Here is a 22,577-nt window from a genome sequence, read left to right as displayed (position 1 = left end):
GGTCCGGCGAACGGCCCGTGGTGGCTAACGGTCCCTACTGGCGCAGGGCGACCGCAACCTCCTGGGGGCGCGGGGAACTGCGCGACCAGCCCCCACCGGCCCCACGACCACACCCTCGTACGACGAGGGGTCCGGCTGATCCTGGACGGCGAGCCAGATCTCGTGGCCGAGGCGTGGAGGCGGCACGTGTGCGCGGTGACGGCCTGCCCGCGCGGGCCGTCACCGAACGCGAGGAGGAGAACCCCTGTTCATCAGCGCGAAGACCCCTGCTGCACAAGCTCGGGAGGCGGGACCGCCTGGAGCTGACCCGGTACGCGGCAGGGGCCGGGCTCATCGACCCCTGAGGCCGGCCCTGACACCTCGGACACTCCGGCGCCGCCGCATCACGTACGTGCCCGCCAGCCCGACCCCGCCGAGCGCCAGCGCCACTCCCACCGCCCGCTCCCAGCCGGCCGGCCCCGTACTGCCGCCGACGCCGCCCTGCACACCGAGCGTCGGAAGCGGCGTGGGCACACTCACGGCGGCGGTGCCCCTGTGTGGCAGCACCTCACAGGCGATGCCGTCGTCACGTCCCTGGTCCTCGTCGAGCCGGTTGGGGTCGGTGCGGTCGAGGTCGAACTGTGCCTGCGCGTCCTCCTGGAAGCGGAAGTCGGCGCAGTCCAGGTCGCCTTGGGCGTGTGCGACGCCGGTCAGTGGTCCGGCGGTGGCCAGGACGGCCAGCGCGGCGCCGGTGAGCGTGATGCGTATTGCCATGGGTCGTGCCTTTCGGGTGGGGCCGGAACAGCCGTCACCGCGACCCTAGGGACGCGCCCGGCGTCCGGCCCGTGGAGCTGGGCCGAACGGGCGCGCGCCGTCACCGTCGTGTCGTCACAGGAGTGCGTCCCAGTCCTCGTCGAAGTCCGCGGGGTTCAGGAGCAGCACGTCCGCCGACTCGGCCGGGCCCCGCAGGGACTGTTCCGTCCAGATGCACTTGCCCGTGGGGGTGTAGCGGGCGCCCCAGCGGGTGGAAAGTGCCGAGATGAGCTGGAGGCCCCGGCCGCCCTCGTCGGTCTCCGCGGCGTGGCGGATACGGGGCATGGTCTGGCTGCCGTCGTAGACCTCGCAGATCAGCTCGGTGGTGTGCAGCAGACGCAGTCGTACGGGCCCTCGGGCGTGCCGGACGACGTTGCCCACCAGTTCGCTGACCAGGAGTTCCGTGGTGGCGGAGAGGTCGTCAAGGTCCCAGGCCGCGAGTTGTTCGCGGACGTGCCCGCGGGCCTGGCTCGCCGCCTTCGGGTCCTCGGGCAGGGACCAGGCGGCCATCCGGTCGGCCGGGAGCGCGTGCAGACGGGCCACCAGCAACGCCGCGTCGTCGGCCGCCGGCTGGTCCGCCGGCAACAGACCGGCCGTCAGCCGGTCGCACAGCCGCTCGAGGTCCACGGCGGTCCCGTCGGCGTGCGCGGCGCCGAGCAGCCGTGCCAGCTCCGCCATGCCCTCGTCGATCTCCCGCCTCGCCGACTCCACCAGCCCGTCGGTGTACAGCACGAGCAGGCTGCCCTCGGGCACCTCCAACTCGGTTGTCTCGAACGGGGGCTTGGCCGCGCCCAGCGGGGGATCGGCGTCCGGTTCGGGGAAGTGCACGGTTCCGTCGGGCCGTACCAGAGCGGGCGGTGGATGGCCGGCCCGGGCGATGGAGCAGACCCGGGTCGTCGGGTCGTAGAGCGCGTAGAGACAGGTGGCGTACGACGCCTCGCCCATGCCGCCGACGATGTCGTTGAGGTGGCCGAGGATCTCGTCGGGCGGCAGCTCCAGGTCGGCCAGGGTGTGCACCGCGGTGCGCAGCCGGCCCATGGTGGCCGCCTCGGGCAGGCCGTGGCCCATCACGTCGCCGACGACCAGCGCGACCTGTCCACCGGACAGCGGGATGATGTCGTACCAGTCGCCGCCCACGTCCGCGCCCTGCCCGGCCGGCAGATAACGCGCGGACGCCGTGCACGCGGGCAGGTCGGGCAGGGCCTGGGGCAGCAGGCTGCGCTGGAGTTCCCGGGACCGGGTGTGCTCGGCGTCGTAGAGGCGGGCCCGCTCCAGGGACTGGGCGACCAGGGCGGTGATCGTGGTGAGCAGCGCGCGTTCCTCGTCGTCGAGGAGCCGGTGCCGGTCGAAGGAGACCACGCAGACGCCGAAGGTGTGCCCGGACGCCGTCAGCGGCAGGAACGCCCAGGACTTCTTGTCGCCGCGGGTGGGGAAGTCGGCGAGTTCGGGATAGCGGGTGGCGTACTCGCGTGCCGAGGAGATGAACAGGGGCAGGCCGGACGCGATCGTGTCCCAGGCGGGGTCGCCGGTCGTCGACCGGCGGCGGCTGTCGAGGAGGGCCACGAAGTCCCGGGGGTAGCCGACCGCACCGACGTGGTGGAGCCGGTCGCCCTCGCTGACCTGGACCATCAGCCCGGAGGCGGCGAACGGCGGCAGCACCCGGCGGGCGACCGCGTCCACCACGTCCCGGGAGGTCGTCGCCTTGGCGAGCTCCGTGGTCAACTCGGCGATCCGCACCGCCCGCTCGGCCGCGGCCCGCTCCGCCGCCTGCCGCTCCTGCGCCAGCCGGCGCTTCTCCGTGACGTCCTGGAAGTAGAGGGTGCGGCCGTCGGGTCCCGGCACCAGCCGTACATGCAGTCGCCGCCGGCACTCCGCGATGTACACGTCGAACCCGGCCGACCTCTCCTCGGCCGCGGCCTGCAGACAGCCCTCCTTGAGACCCGGGACCTGTCGGGTGGCCGGCAGGTCCCACAGCAGGCGCCCGAACAACTCCTCCTCGGAGAAGCCGAGGAAGCGTTCCGCCTCCAGGTTGGCGAAGGTGATCCGCCACTCGTCGTCCACCGCGAGGAAGCCGTCGCTCATGTGCCGCAGGGCCCTGCCGAGGGCGTCCCGGGCGGTGCGCGACTCGTTGCTCTCCCAGCCCACCCCGATCATCCGCAGAGGCTCGCCCTGCTCGTCGTAGGTGGCCCGGCCGCGGGCCTGTGTCCAGCCCCAGGTGCCGTCCAGGCGCCGTACGCGGTACTCGGCCTCGTAGACGCTGTGGTCGAGGATGGCCTGCTGCGCCGCCGCGAGCGTGGGTGCCAGATCGTCGGGGTGGACGATGCGCATCCAGTTGTCGATCCGGCCGGTGAAGTCGGCCGGGCGGGTGCCGTACAGCGCCAGGGCGGCCTCGTCCCAGATCAGGTCGCCGTTGCGGATATCCCAGTCCCACGAGCCGACCTGCACCTCCTTCAGGGCCTGCCGGAGCCGTTCGCCGCCCAGTTCCGCCTGCGGGGGGCCCGACGGCGGCGGGGCCTGGGCCATGCGGTCCTCGGTCCAGGCGACGACGTCCCGCAGGAAGCCCCAGTGTTCCGGGGTGGGTTCACCCCGCTCGCCGGCCAGGACGGTCAGCGCGCCGATGCTGCGCCGGCCGCTGAACACGGGCAGGGCGGCGAGGCCGGTACCGGGCCAGGGCGCCGCCCCCTGTTGCGCGTCCTCGGACAGCGGCACCCACACGCCCTTGCCCTGCTGGAGCGCGCGGGCCGGGGCCAGCGGGCCCTCCTGGTCGACGATCTCCCAGGAGCGGGTGAGTGCGGCAGGCAGACCGGCGGACGACACCAGGCGCAGGGCGGACATCGGGCCGCGCAGGTGCATGGTCCCGCCGAGCGCGCCCAGCTCACCGACCGCGTGCCCGAGCGCCAGCCGGAAGACCTCGCTCTCGGTCGCACCAGGGGTGACCGTGCCGAGGAGAGCGAGCCGCGCGTTCATGGAGGGAACTTATCGTTCCCGTTTCCCTTCGAAACCTGCTTCACAGTTTCCGACGAGCTGTTTTCCGACACTCCCTTACCTCAACTCCCCATGCTTCACAGGAAGTTGCCGAAATCTAGGCCGTGTACCGTGCCGTCGCACCGGGCAGGTACCCGATCATGAGGAGCGGCATGGACATCGGTGTCTTCATCCCCATCGGCAACAACGGCTGGCTCATCTCGAAGAGTTCCCCGCAGTACATGCCGACCTTCGCGCTCAACAAGGCGGTCGTGCAGAAGGCCGAGGAGCACGGGTTCGACTTCGCCCTCTCGATGATCAAACTCAAGGGCTTCGGCGGCGAGACCGAGTTCTGGGACCACTGCCTGGAGTCGTTCACGCTGATGGCGGGCCTGGCCGCGGTCACCGAGCGGATCAGGCTGTACGCCTCCACACCGATCCTCGCCCTCCCGCCGGCCATCGTCGCCCGTATGGCGGTCACCGTCGACTCCATCGCCCCGGGGCGGTTCGGCGTCAACATCGTCACCGGCTGGGCGCCCGGCGAGTACACACAGATGGGCGTGTGGCCCGGCGACGAGCACTTCGGCAACCGGTACGCGCGCGCCGAGGAGTACGTGACGGTGATGAAGGAGCTGTGGAGCGAGGGCGTCAGCAACTTCAAGGGCGAGTTCTACGAGATGGACGACTGCGTGCTCTCACCGCGCCCGGCGAACGGGCACATCGACATCGTGGCCGCCGGACAGAGCGGCACGGGCATGCGGTTCGCCGCCGGGCACGCCGACTACAACTTCATCCTCGGCAGCGGTGTGAACACCCCGCTCGCCTTCGCGGACAGCGCGGCCACGCTCGTGGACGCCGCGCGCGAGACCGGCCGGGACGTCGGTGCGCTGTCCCTGTTCATGGTCATCGCCGACGAGAGCGACGAGGCCGCCCGCGCGAAGTGGGACGACTACCACGCGGGCGCCGACCGCGCGGCGCTGGCGTACATGGCGGGGGAGTCGGCCACGGACACCACCGCCGACGACTCCTCCACGGCCCGCACCATCGTGCTGCCCGAGGGCGCGGTGAACTTCAACATGGGGACGCTCGTCGGGTCGTACGAGAGTGTCGCGCGCATGCTCGACGAGATCGCCGGGGTCGAGGGCACCAAGGGGATCATGCTCGTCTTCGACGACTTCCTCGACGGGATCGAGAAGTTCGGGACGCGGATCCAGCCGTTGATGCGGTCGCGGGAGGGGCGGGCATGAGAAGAGGGCCGGCGCTGTCTCGCACCGGCCCCTTCCGCACAGGTCGCTCAGTCTGTGCCGAACTCCATGGCGGCCCGGTCCAGCAGGGCCTCGTCCTCCGAGACCTCGCCGCGGGAGGCGATCGCCTCGGCGCCGCCCTCGGGCAGTTCCGGCATGGTGCCGATCAGCCCGGTCGCGGCGGCCTGGGAGGCGCCGATCGTGGGGCTGCCGGTGCCGATGAGGCCGAGACCCGCGTACTGCTCCAGTTTGGCGCGGGAGTCGGCGATGTCGAGGTTGCGCATGGTGAGCTGGCCGATCCGGTCCACCGGGCCGAAGGCCGAGTCCTCGGTGCGCTCCATCGACAGCTTGTCCGGGTGGTACGAGAACGCCGGGCCCGTGGTGTCGAGGATCGAGTAGTCCTCGCCGCGCCGCAGACGCAGGGTGACCTCGCCGGTGATCGCCGCGCCGACCCAGCGCTGGAGCGACTCGCGGATCATCAGGGCCTGCGGGTCCAGCCAGCGGCCCTCGTACATTAGACGGCCCAGGCGCCGACCCTCGTTGTGGTACTGGGCGACGGTGTCCTCGTTGTGGATCGCGTTGACGAGACGCTCGTAGGCCGCGTGCAGCAGGGCCATGCCGGGGGCCTCGTAGATGCCGCGGCTCTTCGCCTCGATGATCCGGTTCTCGATCTGGTCGGACATGCCCAGGCCGTGCCGGCCGCCGATCGCGTTGGCCTCCATGACCAGGTCGACGGCGGAGCCGAACTCCTTGCGGTTGATGGTCACCGGGCGGCCCTGGTCGAAGCCGATCGTCACGTCCTCGGGCGCGATCTCGACCGACGGGTCCCAGAACTTGACGCCCATGATCGGCTCGACGGTCTCGATGCCGGTGTTGAGGTGCTCCAGGGTCTTGGCCTCGTGCGTGGCGCCCCAGATGTTGGCGTCGGTGGAGTACGCCTTCTCCGTCGAGTCCCGGTACGGCAGCTGGTGCGCGACCAGCCACTCCGACATCTCCTTGCGGCCGCCGAGCTCGGTCACGAAGTCCGCGTCCAGCCAGGGCTTGTAGATCCGCAGGTTCGGGTTGGCGAGCAGGCCGTAGCGGTAGAACCGCTCGATGTCGTTGCCCTTGAAGGTCGAACCGTCGCCCCAGATCTGGACGTTGTCGTCCATCATGGCCCGCACCAGCAGCGTGCCGGTCACGGCACGGCCCAGCGGCGTGGTGTTGAAGTACGCCCGCCCGCCCGAGCGGATGTGGAACGCGCCGCAGGTGAGCGCGGCCAGGCCCTCCTCGACCAGCGCGGCCCGGCAGTCGACCAGGCGCGCGATCTCGGCACCGTAGGCCTGCGCGCGGCCGGGCACCGAGTCGATGTCGGGCTCGTCGTACTGCCCGATGTGCGCGGTGTAGGTGCAGGGGATGGCGCCCTTGTCGCGCATCCACGCGACCGCGACGGAGGTGTCGAGACCGCCGGAGAAGGCGATGCCGACGCGTTCGCCGGCGGGGAGGGACGTGAGGACCTTGGACATAGGAAGATTATGCATGACTGCGTATGGTCATGCAAAGCCCCTGGTGTCGCCCCGCGCGTGATGCACGTCATCGTGTCCCGCGCGTGATGCACGTCATCGTGGGGCCGACCCGCGGCGGGCGCGGGGGCCGCGCGGCGCGGGCGCCGTGGCCGACCCTGGCGCCGTGGCCGGCTCGGGCCGTGCCGCTCCGGCAAGCGCCTACCCTTGACCCATGACCATCAGCAGCGACCGGAGCCCGGCAGTGGACGTTTCATCTCCGAAAACGTACGAAGTGCGCACTTACGGGTGCCAGATGAACGTCCACGACTCCGAGCGATTGTCCGGACTGCTGGAGGAAGCGGGATACGTGCCCGCCCCCGAGGGCTCCGACGGGGACGCCGACGTCGTCGTCTTCAACACCTGCGCGGTCCGGGAGAACGCCGACAACCGGCTCTACGGCAACCTCGGCCGGCTCGCGCCGCGCAAGGCCTCGCGGCCCGGTATGCAGATCGCGGTCGGCGGCTGTCTCGCGCAGAAGGACCGCGACACCATCGTGAAGAAGGCGCCCTGGGTGGACGTCGTCTTCGGCACCCACAACATCGGCAAGCTGCCCGTCCTGCTGGAACGCGCGCGCGTGCAGGAGGAGGCGCAGGTCGAGATCGCCGAGTCGCTGGAGGCGTTCCCGTCCACGCTGCCGACCCGGCGCGAGAGCGCCTACGCGGCCTGGGTGTCGATCTCCGTCGGCTGCAACAACACCTGCACCTTCTGCATCGTCCCGGCGCTGCGCGGCAAGGAGAAGGACCGCCGCACCGGCGACATCCTCGCCGAGATCGAGGCACTGGTCGGCGAGGGCGTCTCCGAGATCACCCTCCTCGGCCAGAACGTCAACGCGTACGGCTCCGACATCGGCGACCGCGAGGCGTTCAGCAAGCTGCTGCGCGCGTGTGGCGCGATCGAGGGCCTGGAGCGAGTCCGCTTCACCTCCCCGCACCCGCGCGACTTCACCGACGACGTGATCGCGGCGATGGCCGAGACGCCGAACGTCATGCCGCAGCTCCACATGCCCCTGCAGTCCGGCTCGGACACGGTCCTGAAAGCGATGCGCCGCTCGTACCGGCAGGAGCGCTACCTGGGGATCATCGAAAAGGTGCGGGCCGCCATCCCGCACGCGGCGATCACCACCGACATCATCGTGGGCTTCCCCGGCGAGACCGAGGAGGACTTCGAGCAGACCATGCACGTCGTCCGCGAGGCCCGCTTCACACAGGCCTTCACCTTCCAGTACTCCAAGCGTCCCGGGACACCGGCGGCCACCATGGAGAACCAGATCCCCAAGGAGGTCGTCCAGGCGCGCTACGAGCGTCTCGTCGCCCTCCAGGAGGAGATCTCCTGGGAGGAGAACAAGAAGCAGGTCGGCCGCACCCTGGAGCTGATGGTCGCCGAGGGCGAGGGCCGCAAGGACGGCGCCACCCACCGCCTCTCCGGCCGCGCCCCCGACAACCGCCTGGTCCACTTCACCAAGCCCGACCAGGAGGTCCGCCCCGGCGACGTGGTCACGGTCGAGATCACCTACGCCGCCCCCCACCACCTCCTCGCCGAGGGCGCCGTCCTCGACGTGCGCCGCACGCGCGCGGGGGACGCGTGGGAGAAGCGGAACGCGGCCGAGGCGGCGAAGCCGGCGGGCGTCCTGCTGGGCCTCCCGAAGATCGGGGTCCCCGAGCCGCTGCCGGCGGCCACGAGCGGCTGCGTGGCGCACTGAGCGGAGAGCGGGCCATGGCACGCTGGGTGGTCCTCGTACAGGCCAGTACAGAGGGCGGGATCGAGGACGCCTCCGAGGAGGCGGCCCGCTTCGAGGGCACCCAGGAGCAGGCCCGCGCCCGTCTCTACGAGATCGCCTGCACGCATCGCCCGCGCTCCGGGCTGCGCCAGAAGCGCCGGGAGGTCTACCGGATCGGGGACGGAGATACCTACTACGCGTGCATCAAGGGCGTGGTGTCCACCTTCCGCGTGACCTACCAGTTGGCCGAACTGGTGTGGAGTACGGGACCCGAGCCGAAGCGGCCCTGACGGCCCTGACGGCCCTGACGATAGGCTCCCGATCATGCTCGTCGCCGCCGCAGTCTGCCCCTGCCCGCCTCTTCTCGTCCCCGAGGTCGCGGCGGGTGCCGCGCCCGAACTGGACGCCGCGCGAGCCGCCTGCACGGACGCGCTCGGTGTGCTCGCCGCCGCTCGGCCCGCACTGCTCGTGGTCGTCGGGCCCGCGGAGCGGAGCGGGCGCGGTGTGCTCCCCGAGGGCAGCCGTGGGTCGTTCCGTGGCTTCGGCGTGGATCTCGACGTGCGGCTCGGCAGGGACGACGTGCGGCTCGGCGGGGACGACGTGCGGCTCGGCGGGGACGCGGAGTCCGAGCGTGAGCTCCCGGCCTCCCTCGCTGTCGCCGCCTGGCTGCTGGAGCGCACCGGCTGGTCCGACGCCCCGATCGAGGGACTCGGGGTGGGGGAACCTCTGGAGCCCGAGCGGTGTATCAAGACCGGAAGGGACATCGCCGCCCGGGCCGAGCGGGTGGCGCTGCTGGTGATGGGCGACGCCAGCGCCTGCCGCACGCTCAAGGCACCCGGCTACCTCGACGAGCGCGCGGCCCCCTTCGACGCGGAGGTCGCGCGTGCGCTGGGTACGGCCGACGTGGCGGCCCTGCGAGCGCTGGACGCCGAGCTGGCGTACGAACTGAAGGCCTCCGGCCGGGCCTGCTGGCAGGTCCTCGCGGGCGCGGCGGAGGGCGCGGACCTCGGCGGCTCGCTGCTGTACGAGGACGCACCGTACGGCGTGGGGTACGTGGTCGCGACCTGGTCCTGACGGCCGTAGGAACAGCCGCGGGGACCGCGGGGCGACAGGGGCCGTAGGGGTGCCCCTGGTGGGTCCTGGGTGAGGGCCGTAGGGACCCCCGGGTGGGCCCTGGGCGGGGCCCGGCAAACGGCGGACGGCCCGGGGCGTTCCTGCCCCGCGGCCGTCCGTCGATGTGCCGTCCTGCCGTTCAGGAAGCCGGCGGCGGTGAGGTCGGTGGCGCGCTGCCGCCCCCCGGTCCCTCTGTGCCGTCGTTGTGCGCGAGTCGGTCCATGGCGTCCTTGGCCTTGCCCGTGCCGGTCTGGATCCTGTCGCTGTACTTGCCCTTGGTCTTCTCGTCCACGACCTTCGCGGCCTTGTCGAGACCGTGCTGGATCTTGCCCCCGTGCTGCTGCGCGAGGCCGGAGACCTTGTCCTTGGCCGGGCTGAGCTTGGCCTTGAAATTGTCCAGGAGACCCATCGCTTGCCTTCCCACGCGGGACAGTTACGTGCGGGCGCCTTCGCCGGCCTCATGATCGGCCGCGTCGTCGGCGGACTGCTGCTTGGGGATCTCGACGCTCTCGGCGCCGGCATCCTCGACGGCCTCCGTCGCCGTCGAGCCGTCCGGGTCCTTTGCCGCGGCGGTCTGGCCGACCTCGACCTGCGGCTCGACCCGCGTCTCGCCCTCGGTCTCGGTCCGAGTGCCGGCCTTGGCCTCTGCTCCGGCCCCGGCCTCGGCGTCGGTCGATCCCTTCGCTTCTGCCGCCTCCTCCGCCGCGGGCTCGGTCGTCGGGATGTCGGCCTGCGCCTCGGCGGTTGACGCCTCCTCCGTGGCCTTCGACCTGCGGAGAAGTCGTGCGAAAACGCCCATATCCACTCCATACGTTACTCATGCGGGGGAAATCCCGCGTCGTCCGGTGCGCCCGGTTGCGCCATCCGGATCGCCGCCTCCTTGAACAGGGCGGCGGAAACCACGCAACTGGCAACGACCCCGGACCCGGCCCGTCACGTAACTCGTTCGAGGTGGTGCCCCGAGGTTTGCGAGACTGGGGCGGTGAGCAGCGCACCCCCCACCCCCCGCGTCATCGCCGTCGTCGGACCCACCGCGGCCGGAAAGTCCGATCTGGGCGTTTTTCTCGCCCAGCGACTGGGGGGCGAGGTCGTCAACGCAGACTCCATGCAGCTCTACCGGGGGATGGACATCGGCACCGCCAAGCTGACGCCCGTGGAACGTGACGGCGTCCCGCACCACCTCCTGGACATCTGGGACGTGACGGTCACCGCGTCCGTCGCCGAGTACCAGCGGCTGGCCCGCGCCCGGATCGACGCGCTGCTCGCAGAGGGCCGCTGGCCGATCCTCGTCGGCGGTTCCGGCCTGTACGTCCGCGGGGCCGTCGACAACCTGGAGTTTCCCGGCACCGACCCCGAGGTCAGGGCCCGGCTGGAGGAGGAGCTCGTCCTGCGCGGCTCCGGCGCGCTGCACGCCCGGCTGGCCGCCGCCGACCCCGAGGCCGGGCGGGCGATCCTGCCCAGCAACGGCCGCCGTATCGTCCGGGCCCTCGAAGTGATCGAGATCACCGGCAAACCCTTCACCGCCAATCTCCCCGGCCACGACTCCGTCTACGACACCGTCCAGATCGGCGTCGACGTGGCGCGGCCCGAGCTCGACGAGCGCATCGCGCGCCGAGTCGACCGGATGTGGGAGGCGGGCCTCGTGGACGAGGTACGGGGGCTGGAGGCGCGAGGGTTGCGCGAGGGGCGCACGGCCTCCCGCGCGCTCGGGTACCAGCAGGTGCTCGCGGCGCTCTCGGGGGAGTGCACGATGGAAGACGCGCGGGCCGAGACCGTCCGTGCCACGAAACGCTTCGCGCGCCGTCAGGATTCATGGTTCAGGCGCGATCCGCGGGTGCACTGGTTGAGTGGGGCTGCGGCGCACCTGGGAGAACTTCCGCAGCTCGCACTGGCATTGGTCGAACGACCGGTCACAGCCTGATCACGTCCTGGCATCGGGACGCTCCGGCCGTCATCCCGGCCTCCGGCTCCGTGCCATCATCGAGCTTCGATCGACCAAGTGGAGTCCGAGTTGGGAGGGCGCGTGGCGATGGAGGCCGGCCCTCGCGACACCGCACAAGGCACCGAGCCCCTCACCGTCGACAGCGGTGAACCGGAGCAGGACGCGGAGCGTCTGAGCCCCGACGGGCCCGACGACACCCAGGGCGGTGTGACCGCCGACGGTCCCGAGCCCGAGGAGATGTTCCCGGGCGGGGAAGAGGTCGAGGTCGAGCTGCGCCCACAGCGCCGCCTGCGGATCTGGCAGCTCGCGCCCATCGTCTCGCTGGCCGCGGTCGGCTCCCTGATGTTCGCCTTCCCGCTGGCCTTCGACTTCGGCGACAGCGGAGCGGTGATCGCGATGCTGGGCCTGCTGATCTGCTCCTGCGCGGCCGGCTGGGGCATGATGGCCGCGCGCCGCGTTGGTTACACGTGGCCGGGCCTGCCACGGCGCGGTGAGGACCGCAGGGCCGACTGGCGGATCGCGACCGCATACGTCCTGCTCGTGGCGCTGGTGATCGTGCTGGCCGTATGGCGCGTGGCAAGGCTGCGCTAGCGGCTTTTCGCTTCCGAGGGCGTGGAGAACTGCGCGACGGGCCCTCAGCGGCCCGCATCGTACGATCGAGACATGAGCACCCGGATCGCCTTCCTCAAGGGCCACGGCACCGAGAACGACTTCGTGATCGTCCCGGACCCCGAGAACGCCCTCGACCTGCCCCCCGCCGCCGTCGCCGCCCTGTGCGACCGCCGGGCCGGCATCGGCGGTGACGGCCTGCTCCACGTCGTACGGTCCGCCGAGCACCCCGAGGCCGCGCACCTGGCCGGGGAGGCCGAGTGGTTCATGGACTACCGCAACGGTGACGGTTCCATCGCGGAGATGTGCGGCAACGGCGTACGCGTCTTCGCCCGCTATCTCCAGCATGCCGGTCACATCACCGAGGGCGACCTCGCGGTGGCCACGCGCGGAGGCGTGAAGAGGGTGCACATCGCGAAGAACGGCGACGTCACCGTCGGCATGGGCAAGGCGCTGCTCCCCGACGGGGACGTCACGGTGAGCGTCGGTGACCGCAGCTGGCCCGCACGGAACGTGAACATGGGCAACCCGCACGCCGTGGCCTTCGTGGACGACCTCGCACACGCCGGCAACCTGTACTCCGCGCCGCCCTTCAGCCCTGCCACCGCCTACCCGAGCGGGGTCAACGTCGAGTTCGTGGTCGACCGCGGCCCCCGTCACGTCGCCATGCGCGTGCACGAGCGCGGGGCGGGCGAGACCCGGTCCTGCGGCACGGGCGCGTGTGCCGTCGCCGTGGCCACGGCCCGCAGGGACGGCGTCGACCCGGCGGCCACCGGCAGCCCGGCGACACACACCGTCGACGTGCCCGGCGGCACCCTGGTGATCACCGAACAGGCCGACGGCGAGATCGAGATGACCGGCCCCGCGGTGATCGTCGCCGAGGGCGAGATCGAAGCCGACTGGCTTGAAAACGCGGTTCGTTGACCATATGAATCATAAAGATCGCAGTGCTGGAGGCATGGATCCCCAGCCCTCGACCCCTTGTGCGAGGCGGAATCACGGTCAGTCGCAGGTCAGCTGCCGCGGAATCGTAAACCTACAAACCTTCGCTCGAATGGGTGATCCGTTTCACGCTCGCCGAGAGGCGGTCCGGCGGGCGTGATGGGCTCGGTAGCATCAAGCACCGGCCCGGACGGGGGACAGATGCCATCCCCTGAGCCGTGTCCGCCATGGGGCACCCCGTCCGCCGGTCCACGCAGCCGGAGGTGCCCATGAGTGCGGAGGCGACGAACCCCGCGACCCCAGGTCCGGTAGCAGGCCCGGCCGCCCGTTGGCGGGCGCGGATCGACCTGCGCCGCCTGGGCCGCGCCGCGCTGCTCGGCCCCGCCGCCCGCGACCGGCTGCCCGACGCCATCGGCCACGTCGCCGAGGCCCACCGCGCCCACTACCACGACGCCGACCTGGAACCCCTGCGCCGCGCCTGGGTCCTGGCCGAGTCCTCGCACCGCGGTCAGATGCGCAAGAGCGGTGAGCCGTACATCACACACCCGCTCGCCGTGACCCTGATCCTCGCCGAACTCGGCGCCGAGACCACCACCTTGACGGCCTCCCTGCTCCACGACACGGTCGAGGACACCGAGGTGACCCTCGACCAGGTCGGCGAGGAGTTCGGCGCGGAAGTCCGCTTCCTCGTCGACGGCGTCACCAAGCTGGAGAAGGTCGACTACGGCGCCGCCGCCGAGCCCGAGACCTTCCGCAAGATGCTCGTCGCCACCGGCAACGACGTCCGCGTGATGTCGATCAAGCTCGCCGACCGGCTGCACAACATGCGCACCCTCGGCGTGATGCGCCCCGAGAAACAGGCCCGCATCGCCAAGGTCACCCGCGACGTCCTCATCCCGCTCGCCGAACGCCTCGGCGTCCAGGCCCTCAAGACCGAGCTGGAGGACCTGGTCTTCGCGATCCTCCACCCCGAGGAGTACGAGCACACGCGTGAGTTGATCGTCGACAACGCCTCCCGCGCGGACGACCCGCTCGCCGAGATCGCCGACGAGGTGCGGGGGGTGCTGCGCGAGGCCGGGATCCCGGCCGAAGTCGTCATCCGGCCGCGCCACTTCGTCTCCGTGCACCGCACGGCCCGCAAGCGCGGCACACTGCGCGGCGCGGACTTCGGCCGTCTGCTGGTCCTGGTCGGCGAGGACGCGGACTGCTATGCCGTCCTGGGCGAACTGCACACCTGTATGACGCCGGTCGTCTCGGAGTTCAAGGACTTCATCGCCGTACCGAAGTTCAACCTGTACCAGTCGCTGCACACCGCTGTGGCCCGCGGCGACGGCCAGGTCGTCGAGGTCCTCATCCGCACCCACCAGATGCACAAGGTCGCCGAGGCCGGAGTGGTCGCGCTCGGCAATCCGTACGCGTCCCCCTCGGACCCCTCGGAGGAGCAGAGCGCGAACCCCGACGAGGAGCGGGTGGACCCCACCCGGCCCGGCTGGCTCTCCCGGCTCCTCGACTGGCAGGCGGCCGCGCCCGACGCCGACACCTTCTGGTCCACCCTGCGCGAGGACCTCGCCCAGGACCGGGAGATCACCGTCTTCCGGCCCGACGGCGGCACCCTGGGCCTGCCCGAGGGCGCGACCTGTGTGGACGCCGCGTACGCGCAGTACGGCGAGGACGCGCACGCGTGCCTGGGCGCTCGCGTCAACGGCCGTCTGGCGACCCTGAGCACCGTTCTGAGGGACGGCGACACCGTCCAGCTCCTCATGGGCCAGGATCCGGCCGCCGAACCCTCCAAGGAGTGGCTGGAGCACGCCCACACCCCCGCGGCGCGGATCGCCATCCAGCGGTGGATCGCGACGCATCCCTCCCACGAGGCGCCGGAGGCGGCCGGGGAGCGGAGCGGGACGACCGGCGTGATGGCCGAGGACGGGCAGGCCGCGCAGGCCGCCCGGAGGGACGCCAACCCCTTCCGGGCCTTCGCGGCAGAGCCGCCGGCCACGGACATGCCCGACAGTGCGGGCGGGATCATCGGCGAGCCGCAGACCTCCGGCGACCAGGCCGCTGTCGCCCTCGTCGACCAGCCCGGCGCGACCGTACGGCTGGCGGGCTGCTGCACACCCGTGCCGCCCGACGAGATCACCGGGTTCGCCGTGCGCGGGGGAGTGGTCACCGTGCACCGCGTCGAGTGTGCCGCGGTGACCAGCATGAAGGGCGTGGGGCGCAAGGAGGTCGGCGTGCGCTGGGGCGACACCGCCGAGTGCCGGGTCACGCTGTTCGCGGAATCCTTCGGCCGCCCGCACCTCCTCGCCGATCTCACCGAGGCCATGGCCGGCGAGGGCGCCGAGATCGTCTCCGCGACCGTCGAACCCCCCAGCCAGCAGCGTGTCCGCCACACGTACACGGTCCAGCTCCCGGACGCGGCCCAGCTGCCCGCCCTGATGCGAGCGATGCGGAACGTGGCGGGCGTCTATGACGTGAGCAGGGCGCAGACGCCGGGAGTGTGAGAGGGGGTTTGGGGAGTGTTTGGGGGCGTTTGGGGCTACGTCCGGGCCAGTGTCAGCGTCTTGGAGGGCCGCGTCGAACCGGGGTGTCACCTCACAGGGGCCGTGCCAGATCGGGATCGACGTCTCGGGGAGGCGCCTGACCGGGGGTGACGCCCAGGGGATTCACTCACCGGGATGCACGCCCTCAGTAGGTGGCCTGATTGGGGTGGGGCCGAGGCATTGGAGGCGCGGCCGGGGGTGCCAGCGTCTTGGGGGACCGTCAGATTGGGCCGACGCCTTAGGCGGGCTCGCCCGACCCGGCTTGACGCGTCAGAGAGCTCGCCGACCGGGCGGGGACCGACGACCCAGAGTCCCGCGTCCGGGGTGGTGCCGGCGTTTTGGCGGGCCGCGTCAGCCGGAGTCGACGCTCAGGTTGGCTCGCTCACCGGCATTGACGCCTCAGAAGGCCCGCCCCGTCGAGACGAGGCCGACGCCCTGGAACGGCCGCGTCCCGGCCGGCGTCGGTGCCTCAAGGGGCCGTCCCGAGCTGGAGCCCGTAGGCCTCGTCGCGCGCGTGGGGAAGCCGGTGGGTCCACCGCGCGTGAGGATCGCTCGACACGTCCTCACGCGCGTGTGGCGGGCCACCGGGCCGCAAACGTCTCCTCAACGGAGCCGCAGCACCCCGTTCGAGTGGGCCGGTCGCGCGTCGCCGCCGTGGTGCACGCGCGCGCTGGTAGCGGTGGTGCATGCCGCTCACCCCCCGCGTAGACCGCACCCACGCCGGCCGGTCCGCCCCCGACGCCCTCCGTCGCCGTACCGGAAACGCCCGACGGCGCAAGGCGGCCGCGCTGCTCGCCTCCGCTGTCTCCGTCTGTCTGCTCGCCGCGAGCGCCCCGGCCGTGCCGCTCGGCGTCGGTGACCGCCTCTTCCCGCACCTCGGCAACCCCGGCTACGACGTGGCGTCGTACGACCTCTCCTTCAGCTATCCGGGCAGCAACAGCAAACCGCTCACGGCCGTCACGACGATCGACGCCTGGACGACGACCGAACTCGACAGCATCAACCTCGACTTCGCGCACGGCGAGGTCCGCTCGGTGGAGGTCGACGGACGGCCCGCGGCCTTCACGGGCGCGGGCGAGGACCTCGTCGTCACCCCCGACGAGCCGCTGCCCGCCGGCAGCTGGATGCGGATCACCGTCCGGCACACAAGTGACCCCGTCTCCGCCGACGACCGGGACGGCGGCTGGGTACGCACCACGGACGGACTCGCCATGGCCAACCAGGCCGACGTCGCCCACCTGGTGTTCCCCTGCAACGACCACCCCTCCGACAAGGCGATGTTCACCATCCGGGTCACCGTGCCCGACGGTTACACGGCCGTCGCCAACGGACTGCCGACGGACGTGGACCGCGTCGGCCGGGCCACGACCTGGACGTACCGCACCCAGCACCCCATGGCCACCGAGCTCGCCCAGGTGTCCATCGGCCGCTCCACCGTGCTGCACCGCGACGGACCGCACGGACTGCCCGTCCGGGACGTGGTCCCCACAAAGGACCGCGCCGCGCTCGAACCCTGGCTCAAGAAGACCCCCGCTCAGCTCGCCTGGATGGAGGACAAGGTCGGGCCGTACCCCTTCGAGACGTACGGCATCCTCATGGCCGCTGCCGACACCGGCTTCGAGTTGGAAACCCAAACGCTCTCCCTCTTCGAGAAGGATCTCTTCACCGAGCCCGCCTACCCCAAGTGGTACGTCGAGTCGATCATGGTCCACGAACTCTCCCACCAGTGGTTCGGCGACAGCGTCAGCCCTCGCACCTGGTCCGACCTGTGGCTCAACGAAGGACACGCCACCTGGTACGAGGCCCTGTACGCGGAGGCCAAGGGGGGCCGCACCCTCGATGCCCGCATGAAGGCCGCGTACGGCGCCTCCGACCGCTGGCGTGCCGTCGGCGGACCACCCGCCGCGCCTAAGCCGCCCACGCCCGGCCAGAAGATCAGCATCTTCCGGGCGAACGTCTACGACGGCGCCGCCCTGGTCCTGTACGCCCTGCGCCTGGAGATCGGCCACGAGTCCTTCGAGAGGCTGGAACGGGCCTGGGTGCAGGGACACCGGGACGGCACCGCGTCGACCACCGACTTCGTGCACCTCGCCTCAGAGATCTCCGGACGCGATCTCGGCGGCTTCCTCCACGACTGGCTCTACGGCGAGAAGACCCCGCCGATGCCCGGCCACCCGGACTGGAAGGCCGTAGCACCCGCCGTCGCATCGGTGAAATAAGCCGGTGACGAGACGCCCCGTGCCGTGCGACCATCTTCAGGTCGGCGCGGCACGGGACGCGGGAATCTCCCGGGGTACTCGTGCGTTGTCCGTAGTGACCGCCGAACCGGCATCCTCATCGACGTAAGGATCAAATGACCTCCTCTTCTTCCTCTTCCCAGGACACGCAGTTCCTCGCGCACACCTACGCCGAAGGTCTTCGGGCCGATGCCCTGATGGAAGAGGACGTCGCCTGGAGCCACGAGATCGACGGAGAGCGGGACGGCGAGCAGCTCGACCGCTCCGAGCGCGCGGCCCTGCGCCGCGTCGCAGGCCTCTCCACCGAGCTCGAGGACGTCACCGAGGTCGAGTACCGCCAGCTCCGTCTGGAGCGGGTCGTCCTCGTCGGCGTCTGGACCACGGGGACCGCGCAGGACGCCGACAACTCCCTCGCGGAGCTCGCCGCCCTCGCGGAGACCGCGGGCGCGCTCGTGCTCGACGGCGTGATCCAGCGCCGCGACAAGCCCGACGCGGCCACCTACATCGGTTCCGGCAAGGCCGACGAGCTGCGGGACATCGTCCTGGAGACCGGCGCGGACACCGTCATCTGCGACGGTGAGCTCAGCCCGGGCCAGCTCATCCACCTCGAAGACGTCGTCAAGGTCAAGGTCATCGACCGTACGGCCCTGATCCTCGACATCTTCGCCCAGCACGCCAAGTCCCGTGAGGGCAAGGCGCAGGTCGCCCTCGCGCAGATGCAGTACATGCTGCCGAGGCTGCGCGGCTGGGGCCAGTCGCTGTCCCGTCAGATGGGCGGCGGCAAGGGCGGCGGCCTCGCCACCCGTGGTCCCGGTGAGACCAAGATCGAGACGGACCGGCGTCGGATCCGCGAGAAGATGGCGAAGATGCGCCGGGAGATCGCGGACATGAAGACCGGCCGCGAGATCAAGCGCCAGGAACGCAAGCGCCACAAGGTGCCCTCCGTCGCCATCGCGGGCTACACCAACGCCGGCAAGTCCTCCCTGCTCAACCGCCTCACGGGCGCCGGAGTCCTGGTCGAGAACGCCCTGTTCGCGACTCTGGACCCCACCGTCCGCCGGGCGGAGACCCCGAGCGGCCGTCTGTACACGCTGGCCGACACTGTCGGTTTTGTACGGCACCTGCCGCACCACCTGGTCGAGGCGTTCCGCTCCACCATGGAGGAGGTCGGCGAGTCCGACCTGATCCTGCACGTGGTGGACGGCTCGCACCCGAACCCGGAGGAGCAGCTGGCCGCCGTACGCGAGGTGATCAGGGACGTCGGCGCCACCGGCGTGCCGGAGATCGTCGTGATCAACAAGGCCGACGCGGCCGACCCGCTGACGCTGCAGCGGCTGATGCGGATCGAGAAGCGCTCCATCGCGATCTCGGCCCGTACCGGCCAGGGCATCACCGAGCTGCTGGCCCTGATCGACAACGAACTGCCCAGGCCGTCCGTCGAGATCGAGGCGCTCGTGCCGTACACCCACGGCAAGCTGGTCGCCCGCGCCCATGACGAGGGCGAGGTGATCTCCGAGGAGCACACCGCGGAGGGCACCCTGCTCAAGGTGCGGGTGCACGAGGAACTGGCTGCGGACCTGGCGCCGTACGTGCCGGTGTCGGTTGTGGCCTGAGTGTCGTAGCTCCCCTGAGAGGGCCGCCCCTTCGAGAACTTCGAGAAGGGGCGGGCCTCTCAGCGTGTTCAGGTCATGGGCGGTCGTGATCGTCGCAGTGCTTGAAGCCGCCGGGGCCCTCACTGCCCCGCGAACTTCCGGCTGACCGCTTCGTACACCCCCTTGGCCATCTCGCCCAGCCGCGGCCCGGCCAGCCAGCCCGCGTTCACCGGGCCGATCGAGGTGTTGGACACCAGCGCCGGCTCGCCGTCCGCACCGGTCGCGATCCAGCCGCCGCCGGACGAACCAACGGTCATGGTGCAGCCGATTCGGTACATCGTCGGATCCGAGGCGTTGATCGACAGCCGTCCCGGCCTGTCCTGGCACTGATACAGAGTCTCCCCGTCGAACGGCGCCGCCGCCGGATACCCGTCCACCGTGATGCCCTGGACCTGCGGCACCGCGGGTGCGGCGAAGTCCACCGGCAGTGCCGAACCGACCGTCTCCTCCAACGACTTGCCGCTGCCGCCCTCCTCCGGCGTCACATGGATGACGGCGAAGTCGTACGGGGCGCCCTCCCCGCCGGTCGGACCGCCCTGCGCGATCCACTGGTCCGAGGTACCCGCCCAGTCCGCCCACCAGACGCCGTACGGAGCGAGCTCGCCCTCGGTCGCACCGGCCAACTCCTCGGCCGAGAGCGCCTGGTCGTTGTACGACGGCACGAACGCGATGTTGCGGTACCAACCGCCACTCCTGCCCGCGTGCACACAATGCCCCGCTGTCCACACCAAGTTGGACCTGCCCGGGTGGGCCGGATCCTCCACGACCGTCGCCGAACAGACCATCGTGCCTTCGGGGGAGTCGAAGAACACCTTGCCCGCCTCGGGAACGTTGTCGTGGTACGTAGGCGATACGGCCTTCGCGTCCACCGGCGCCGGCTCCGGGTCGGTCACACCCCGGTCACCCGAGAGGTCACTCTCCTGGACACCGCGGCCGGGATCCTCGGCGTCCCGCATGCGCTCCGGGTCCCACAGGCCCTCGATGATCGGGTTGACGTAGTCCTGGGCCTCGCGCAGCCAGTCGTCCCTGTCCCAGTCCTTCCAGGCACCGTCCTTCCACTTGTCCACATCTATCCCGTGCTCCTTGAGCCTGTCCCTGATGTCATCCGGGATCGTGGTCTTGCCGTCTCCCCCGGGCGTGGCGGAGGCCGAGCCCTGCGCGTTCGCGTCCGGACCGCCCGAGCCGCAACCGGTGGCGGTCAACGTCAGTACCGAGGCGAGGGCCAGGGCTGCCAGCACGGGGGACATTCTGCGGCGCGCGCCCCTTCCGCCATCGCCGCGAGCCGTCAACGACAGTGGTTCGGATCGCATGCTCTGCCTCCCCCTGGTGCGGACGAACCGGGCACCGGAACCAGGGACTTCCCCGCAGACGCCCCGCGAATTCGCCCTCCGGCACCGCGCCTTGGAACGGCATCCCACACTATGCGTCCGCTATGGACGACTTTCGACTGAACCGCAGCAGTTCCGTCACGCCAAAGATCTTCGGACAGCCCGTAACCCGGTGAACAGTCCGGGGTTGGTAGCGGTGGGACCCGCTGCCGGCGGACGGGTCGGTCCTACACGCCCCGATCCCCGGAGGCTTCCCGGCAGTCGGGGCATCGATGTGCCGAGACGTCGAGCAAACGGTCCCGGGACTCCGTATGTCGGGGCGGGCGAGTCCGCGAGGGAACCGCTTGCCCCTGCACAGCGCGACGACGGGAGAACCATGGCCGTGACCGAGACCGCACCCGGCGAGGCCACGGCGGGACCCGCCGCCGTCGCGGAACCATCCCAGGCCCGCTCCGCGCACGAGGGCATCCTGCGGCGCCAGTCGGCCCGCGAGTCGGCGGCGCGCACCTATGCCCGTGCCCTCCCGATCGTCCCTGTCCGCGCACGGGGCCTGACCATCGAGGGCGCCGACGGCAGCCGTTATCTCGACTGCCTCTCGGGCGCGGGCACCCTGGCACTCGGACACAACCACCCCGTCGTCCTGGAAGCCATCCGCAAGGTCCTCGACTCGGGCGCGCCCCTCCACGTTCTCGACCTCGCGACCCCCGTCAAGGACGCCTTCGTCACCGAACTGTTCCGCACCCTCCCTCCCGGGCTCGCCGACCACGCACGCGTGCAGTTCTGCGGCCCGGCCGGCACCGACGCGGTGGAGGCTGCCTTCAAGCTCGTACGCACCGCGACCGGGCGCACCGGCCTGCTCGCCTTCGCGGGCGCCTACCACGGCATGACCTCCGGCGCGCTCGAAGCGTCCGGCGACGCCTCCGACGTACGGGTCGCCCGGTTGCCCTATCCGCAGGACTACCGCTGTCCTTTCGGAGTCGGTGGCGCGGAGGGCGCCGAACTCGCCGCCCGCTGGACGCAATCCGTCCTCGACGACCCCAAGTCCGGGGTGCCGCTGCCCGCCGGGATGATCCTCGAACCCGTCCAGGGCGAGGGCGGGGTCCTTCCGGCGCCGGACGAGTGGATGCGGCGCATGCGCCAGATCACGGCCGACCGCTCGATCCCGCTCATCGCCGACGAGGTCCAGACGGGAGTCGGCCGCACCGGCGCCTTCTGGGCGGTGGAGCACAGCGGCATCACCCCCGACGTGATGGTCCTCTCCAAGGCCATCGGTGGCAGTCTGCCTCTCGCCGTCGTCGTCTACCGCGACGACCTCGACGTGTGGGAACCCGGCGCCCATGCGGGCACCTTCCGCGGCAACCAACTCGCCATGGCCGCGGGCACCGCCACGATGGCCTACGTCCGCGAGAACGACCTCACAGCGCGCGCGGCAACGCTGGGGGCGCGCATGCTGGATCAACTCCGGTCACTGGCCCGGGAGTTTCCTGTGATCGGTGATGTGCGAGGGCGGGGGCTGATGATCGGGATCGAGATGGTGGAGGCAGATGGTGGGAGGGAGAGTGAGGGGGAGGACTGGGGGATCGGTGGATCCGGCGGACTCGCTGCTGTCGGTGGGTCCGCCGGGTCCTACGGCCCGGGAGGGCCGGGTAACGCCGACTGCGCCAATGCCGCGGTGATGCGCGGTGTCATTCCGGCTCCTCGCCCTGCCTCTACGGAGCTTGCCGCCGCCGTCCAGCGGGAGTGCCTCCGACGTGGCCTGATCGTCGAGTTGGGTGGTCGTCACGCGAGCGTCGTCCGGCTGCTCCCGCCTTTGACGATCACCGACGAACAGGCGACCGCCGTCCTCGACCGCCTCGCCGACGCCGTGGCAATGGTGGCCCGCGGTCACCGATTCGGCGACTAGAGGCAACCGCAGCATCGACGGCGCATCCAGGGCGAGGGGACCAGATAGCT

The 22,577-nt window shown here is 71.2% G+C and carries 18 protein-coding genes; 12 read left to right on the top strand and 6 right to left on the bottom strand.

Annotated features, from left to right (window positions below; genetic code table 11):
• The first annotated feature begins 188 nt into the window (after positions 1 to 188).
• A complete protein-coding gene (locus ACFVYN_RS19810) occupies positions 189 to 344 on the top strand; it encodes a hypothetical protein (protein WP_390000120.1) in 156 nt (51 codons plus the stop codon).
• Here the strand turns inward: ACFVYN_RS19810 and ACFVYN_RS19805 are convergent.
• Complete coding sequence (locus ACFVYN_RS19805) at positions 331 to 753, bottom strand: hypothetical protein (RefSeq protein ID WP_390000110.1); 423 nt, start codon at positions 751 to 753, stop codon at positions 331 to 333. The genes ACFVYN_RS19810 and ACFVYN_RS19805 overlap by 14 nt on opposite strands.
• A 114-nt stretch (positions 754 to 867) precedes the next feature.
• Positions 868 to 3,759: a SpoIIE family protein phosphatase gene (locus ACFVYN_RS19800; protein ID WP_390000107.1), complete on the bottom strand. Its 2,892-nt coding sequence runs from the start codon at positions 3,757 to 3,759 to the stop codon at positions 868 to 870.
• 170 nt (positions 3,760 to 3,929) lie between these two features.
• On the opposite strand from ACFVYN_RS19800, the gene rutA reads away from it, so the two are divergent.
• Positions 3,930 to 5,003, top strand: coding sequence for a pyrimidine utilization protein A (gene rutA, locus ACFVYN_RS19795; RefSeq protein ID WP_390000105.1), 1,074 nt, complete (start codon positions 3,930 to 3,932; stop codon positions 5,001 to 5,003).
• A 47-nt stretch (positions 5,004 to 5,050) separates the two neighbouring features.
• Here the strand turns inward: rutA and argG are convergent, their stop codons facing one another.
• Positions 5,051 to 6,505 (bottom strand): argininosuccinate synthase, encoded by a 1,455-nt coding sequence (argG, locus tag ACFVYN_RS19790; protein WP_390000102.1) that lies wholly within the window; start codon positions 6,503 to 6,505, stop codon positions 5,051 to 5,053.
• A gap of 211 nt (positions 6,506 to 6,716) precedes the next feature.
• On the opposite strand from argG, the gene miaB reads away from it, so the two are divergent.
• Genes miaB through ACFVYN_RS19775 form a run of 3 tightly spaced genes read left to right on the top strand, consistent with a single transcriptional unit; the run spans position 6,717 to position 9,335 of the window.
• Complete coding sequence (miaB, locus tag ACFVYN_RS19785) at positions 6,717 to 8,243, top strand: tRNA (N6-isopentenyl adenosine(37)-C2)-methylthiotransferase MiaB (protein WP_390000099.1); 1,527 nt, start codon at positions 6,717 to 6,719, stop codon at positions 8,241 to 8,243.
• Between the two features lie 14 nt (positions 8,244 to 8,257).
• Positions 8,258 to 8,551 (top strand): hypothetical protein, encoded by a 294-nt coding sequence (locus ACFVYN_RS19780; RefSeq protein WP_390000096.1) that lies wholly within the window; start codon positions 8,258 to 8,260, stop codon positions 8,549 to 8,551.
• Between the two features lie 34 nt (positions 8,552 to 8,585).
• The gene (locus ACFVYN_RS19775) at positions 8,586 to 9,335 is read left to right on the top strand and encodes a class III extradiol dioxygenase subunit B-like domain-containing protein (RefSeq protein WP_390000093.1); all 750 of its coding nucleotides are present in this window, start codon (positions 8,586 to 8,588) and stop codon (positions 9,333 to 9,335) included.
• Positions 9,336 to 9,513: 178 nt separating this feature from the next.
• Here ACFVYN_RS19775 and ACFVYN_RS19770 read toward each other — a convergent pair whose 3' ends face one another.
• Both ACFVYN_RS19770 and ACFVYN_RS19765 read right to left on the bottom strand, forming a co-directional pair.
• A complete protein-coding gene (locus ACFVYN_RS19770) occupies positions 9,514 to 9,783 on the bottom strand; it encodes an antitoxin (protein WP_390000091.1) in 270 nt (89 codons plus the stop codon).
• A gap of 24 nt (positions 9,784 to 9,807) precedes the next feature.
• On the bottom strand, positions 9,808 to 10,173 hold the full coding sequence (locus ACFVYN_RS19765; protein WP_390000089.1) for a hypothetical protein: 366 nt from the start codon (positions 10,171 to 10,173) through the stop codon (positions 9,808 to 9,810).
• Between the two features lie 183 nt (positions 10,174 to 10,356).
• On the opposite strand from ACFVYN_RS19765, the gene miaA reads away from it, so the two are divergent.
• The 6 genes from miaA to hflX all read left to right on the top strand — a co-directional run bounded on the left by miaA (position 10,357) and on the right by hflX (position 19,257).
• Positions 10,357 to 11,295, top strand: a complete 939-nt coding sequence (miaA, locus tag ACFVYN_RS19760; RefSeq protein ID WP_390000087.1) for a tRNA (adenosine(37)-N6)-dimethylallyltransferase MiaA — start codon at positions 10,357 to 10,359, stop codon at positions 11,293 to 11,295.
• Positions 11,296 to 11,403: 108 nt separating this feature from the next.
• Positions 11,404 to 11,907: a hypothetical protein gene (locus ACFVYN_RS19755; RefSeq protein WP_390000118.1), complete on the top strand. Its 504-nt coding sequence runs from the start codon at positions 11,404 to 11,406 to the stop codon at positions 11,905 to 11,907.
• A gap of 72 nt (positions 11,908 to 11,979) precedes the next feature.
• Positions 11,980 to 12,849 (top strand): diaminopimelate epimerase, encoded by an 870-nt coding sequence (gene dapF / locus ACFVYN_RS19750; RefSeq protein ID WP_390000084.1) that lies wholly within the window; start codon positions 11,980 to 11,982, stop codon positions 12,847 to 12,849.
• Positions 12,850 to 13,136: 287 nt separating this feature from the next.
• A complete protein-coding gene (locus tag ACFVYN_RS19745) occupies positions 13,137 to 15,368 on the top strand; it encodes a RelA/SpoT family protein (RefSeq protein WP_390000081.1) in 2,232 nt (743 codons plus the stop codon).
• Positions 15,369 to 16,093: 725 nt separating this feature from the next.
• Entirely contained in the window at positions 16,094 to 17,626 is a 1,533-nt protein-coding gene (locus tag ACFVYN_RS19740; protein ID WP_390000078.1) for a M1 family metallopeptidase, read from the top strand.
• A gap of 134 nt (positions 17,627 to 17,760) precedes the next feature.
• Positions 17,761 to 19,257 carry a GTPase HflX gene (gene hflX, locus ACFVYN_RS19735; protein WP_390000075.1) on the top strand — a complete coding sequence of 499 codons (1,497 nt, stop codon included), beginning with the start codon at positions 17,761 to 17,763 and terminating at the stop codon, positions 19,255 to 19,257.
• A gap of 119 nt (positions 19,258 to 19,376) precedes the next feature.
• Here the strand turns inward: hflX and ACFVYN_RS19730 are convergent, their stop codons facing one another.
• Complete coding sequence (locus ACFVYN_RS19730) at positions 19,377 to 20,606, bottom strand: trypsin-like serine peptidase (RefSeq protein WP_390000073.1); 1,230 nt, start codon at positions 20,604 to 20,606, stop codon at positions 19,377 to 19,379.
• Positions 20,607 to 21,000: 394 nt separating this feature from the next.
• Between ACFVYN_RS19730 and ACFVYN_RS19725 the strand changes: the two genes are divergently transcribed.
• Positions 21,001 to 22,527, top strand: a complete 1,527-nt coding sequence (locus ACFVYN_RS19725; RefSeq protein ID WP_390000070.1) for a diaminobutyrate--2-oxoglutarate transaminase family protein — start codon at positions 21,001 to 21,003, stop codon at positions 22,525 to 22,527.
• Positions 22,528 to 22,577 lie beyond the last annotated feature (50 nt).

The organism is Streptomyces sp. NPDC058307, assembly GCF_042880295.1.
GTDB lineage: Bacteria > Actinomycetota > Actinomycetes > Streptomycetales > Streptomycetaceae > Streptomyces.
Note: the sequence above shows the minus strand (reverse complement) of the source record. Positions and strands in the feature narration are given on the sequence as shown.

What these genes read in the sequence shown, in the direction of transcription:
- hflX (WP_390000075.1), top strand. Translation starts at nt 17,761, where the DNA reads ATGACCTCCTCTTCTTCCTCTTCCCAGGACACGCAGTTCCTCGCGCAC.
- ACFVYN_RS19780 (WP_390000096.1), top strand. Translation starts at nt 8,258, where the DNA reads ATGGCACGCTGGGTGGTCCTCGTACAGGCCAGTACAGAGGGCGGGATC.
- miaB (WP_390000099.1), top strand. Translation starts at nt 6,717, where the DNA reads ATGACCATCAGCAGCGACCGGAGCCCGGCAGTGGACGTTTCATCTCCG.
- ACFVYN_RS19770 (WP_390000091.1), bottom strand. Translation starts at nt 9,783, where the DNA reads ATGGGTCTCCTGGACAATTTCAAGGCCAAGCTCAGCCCGGCCAAGGAC.
- ACFVYN_RS19775 (WP_390000093.1), top strand. Translation starts at nt 8,586, where the DNA reads ATGCTCGTCGCCGCCGCAGTCTGCCCCTGCCCGCCTCTTCTCGTCCCC.
- ACFVYN_RS19730 (WP_390000073.1), bottom strand. Translation starts at nt 20,606, where the DNA reads ATGCGATCCGAACCACTGTCGTTGACGGCTCGCGGCGATGGCGGAAGG.
- ACFVYN_RS19765 (WP_390000089.1), bottom strand. Translation starts at nt 10,173, where the DNA reads ATGGGCGTTTTCGCACGACTTCTCCGCAGGTCGAAGGCCACGGAGGAG.
- ACFVYN_RS19805 (WP_390000110.1), bottom strand. Translation starts at nt 753, where the DNA reads ATGGCAATACGCATCACGCTCACCGGCGCCGCGCTGGCCGTCCTGGCC.
- rutA (WP_390000105.1), top strand. Translation starts at nt 3,930, where the DNA reads ATGGACATCGGTGTCTTCATCCCCATCGGCAACAACGGCTGGCTCATC.
- ACFVYN_RS19800 (WP_390000107.1), bottom strand. Translation starts at nt 3,759, where the DNA reads ATGAACGCGCGGCTCGCTCTCCTCGGCACGGTCACCCCTGGTGCGACC.
- ACFVYN_RS19745 (WP_390000081.1), top strand. Translation starts at nt 13,137, where the DNA reads ATGAGTGCGGAGGCGACGAACCCCGCGACCCCAGGTCCGGTAGCAGGC.
- ACFVYN_RS19755 (WP_390000118.1), top strand. Translation starts at nt 11,404, where the DNA reads ATGGAGGCCGGCCCTCGCGACACCGCACAAGGCACCGAGCCCCTCACC.
- ACFVYN_RS19740 (WP_390000078.1), top strand. Translation starts at nt 16,094, where the DNA reads ATGCCGCTCACCCCCCGCGTAGACCGCACCCACGCCGGCCGGTCCGCC.
- dapF (WP_390000084.1), top strand. Translation starts at nt 11,980, where the DNA reads ATGAGCACCCGGATCGCCTTCCTCAAGGGCCACGGCACCGAGAACGAC.
- ACFVYN_RS19725 (WP_390000070.1), top strand. Translation starts at nt 21,001, where the DNA reads ATGGCCGTGACCGAGACCGCACCCGGCGAGGCCACGGCGGGACCCGCC.
- argG (WP_390000102.1), bottom strand. Translation starts at nt 6,505, where the DNA reads ATGTCCAAGGTCCTCACGTCCCTCCCCGCCGGCGAACGCGTCGGCATC.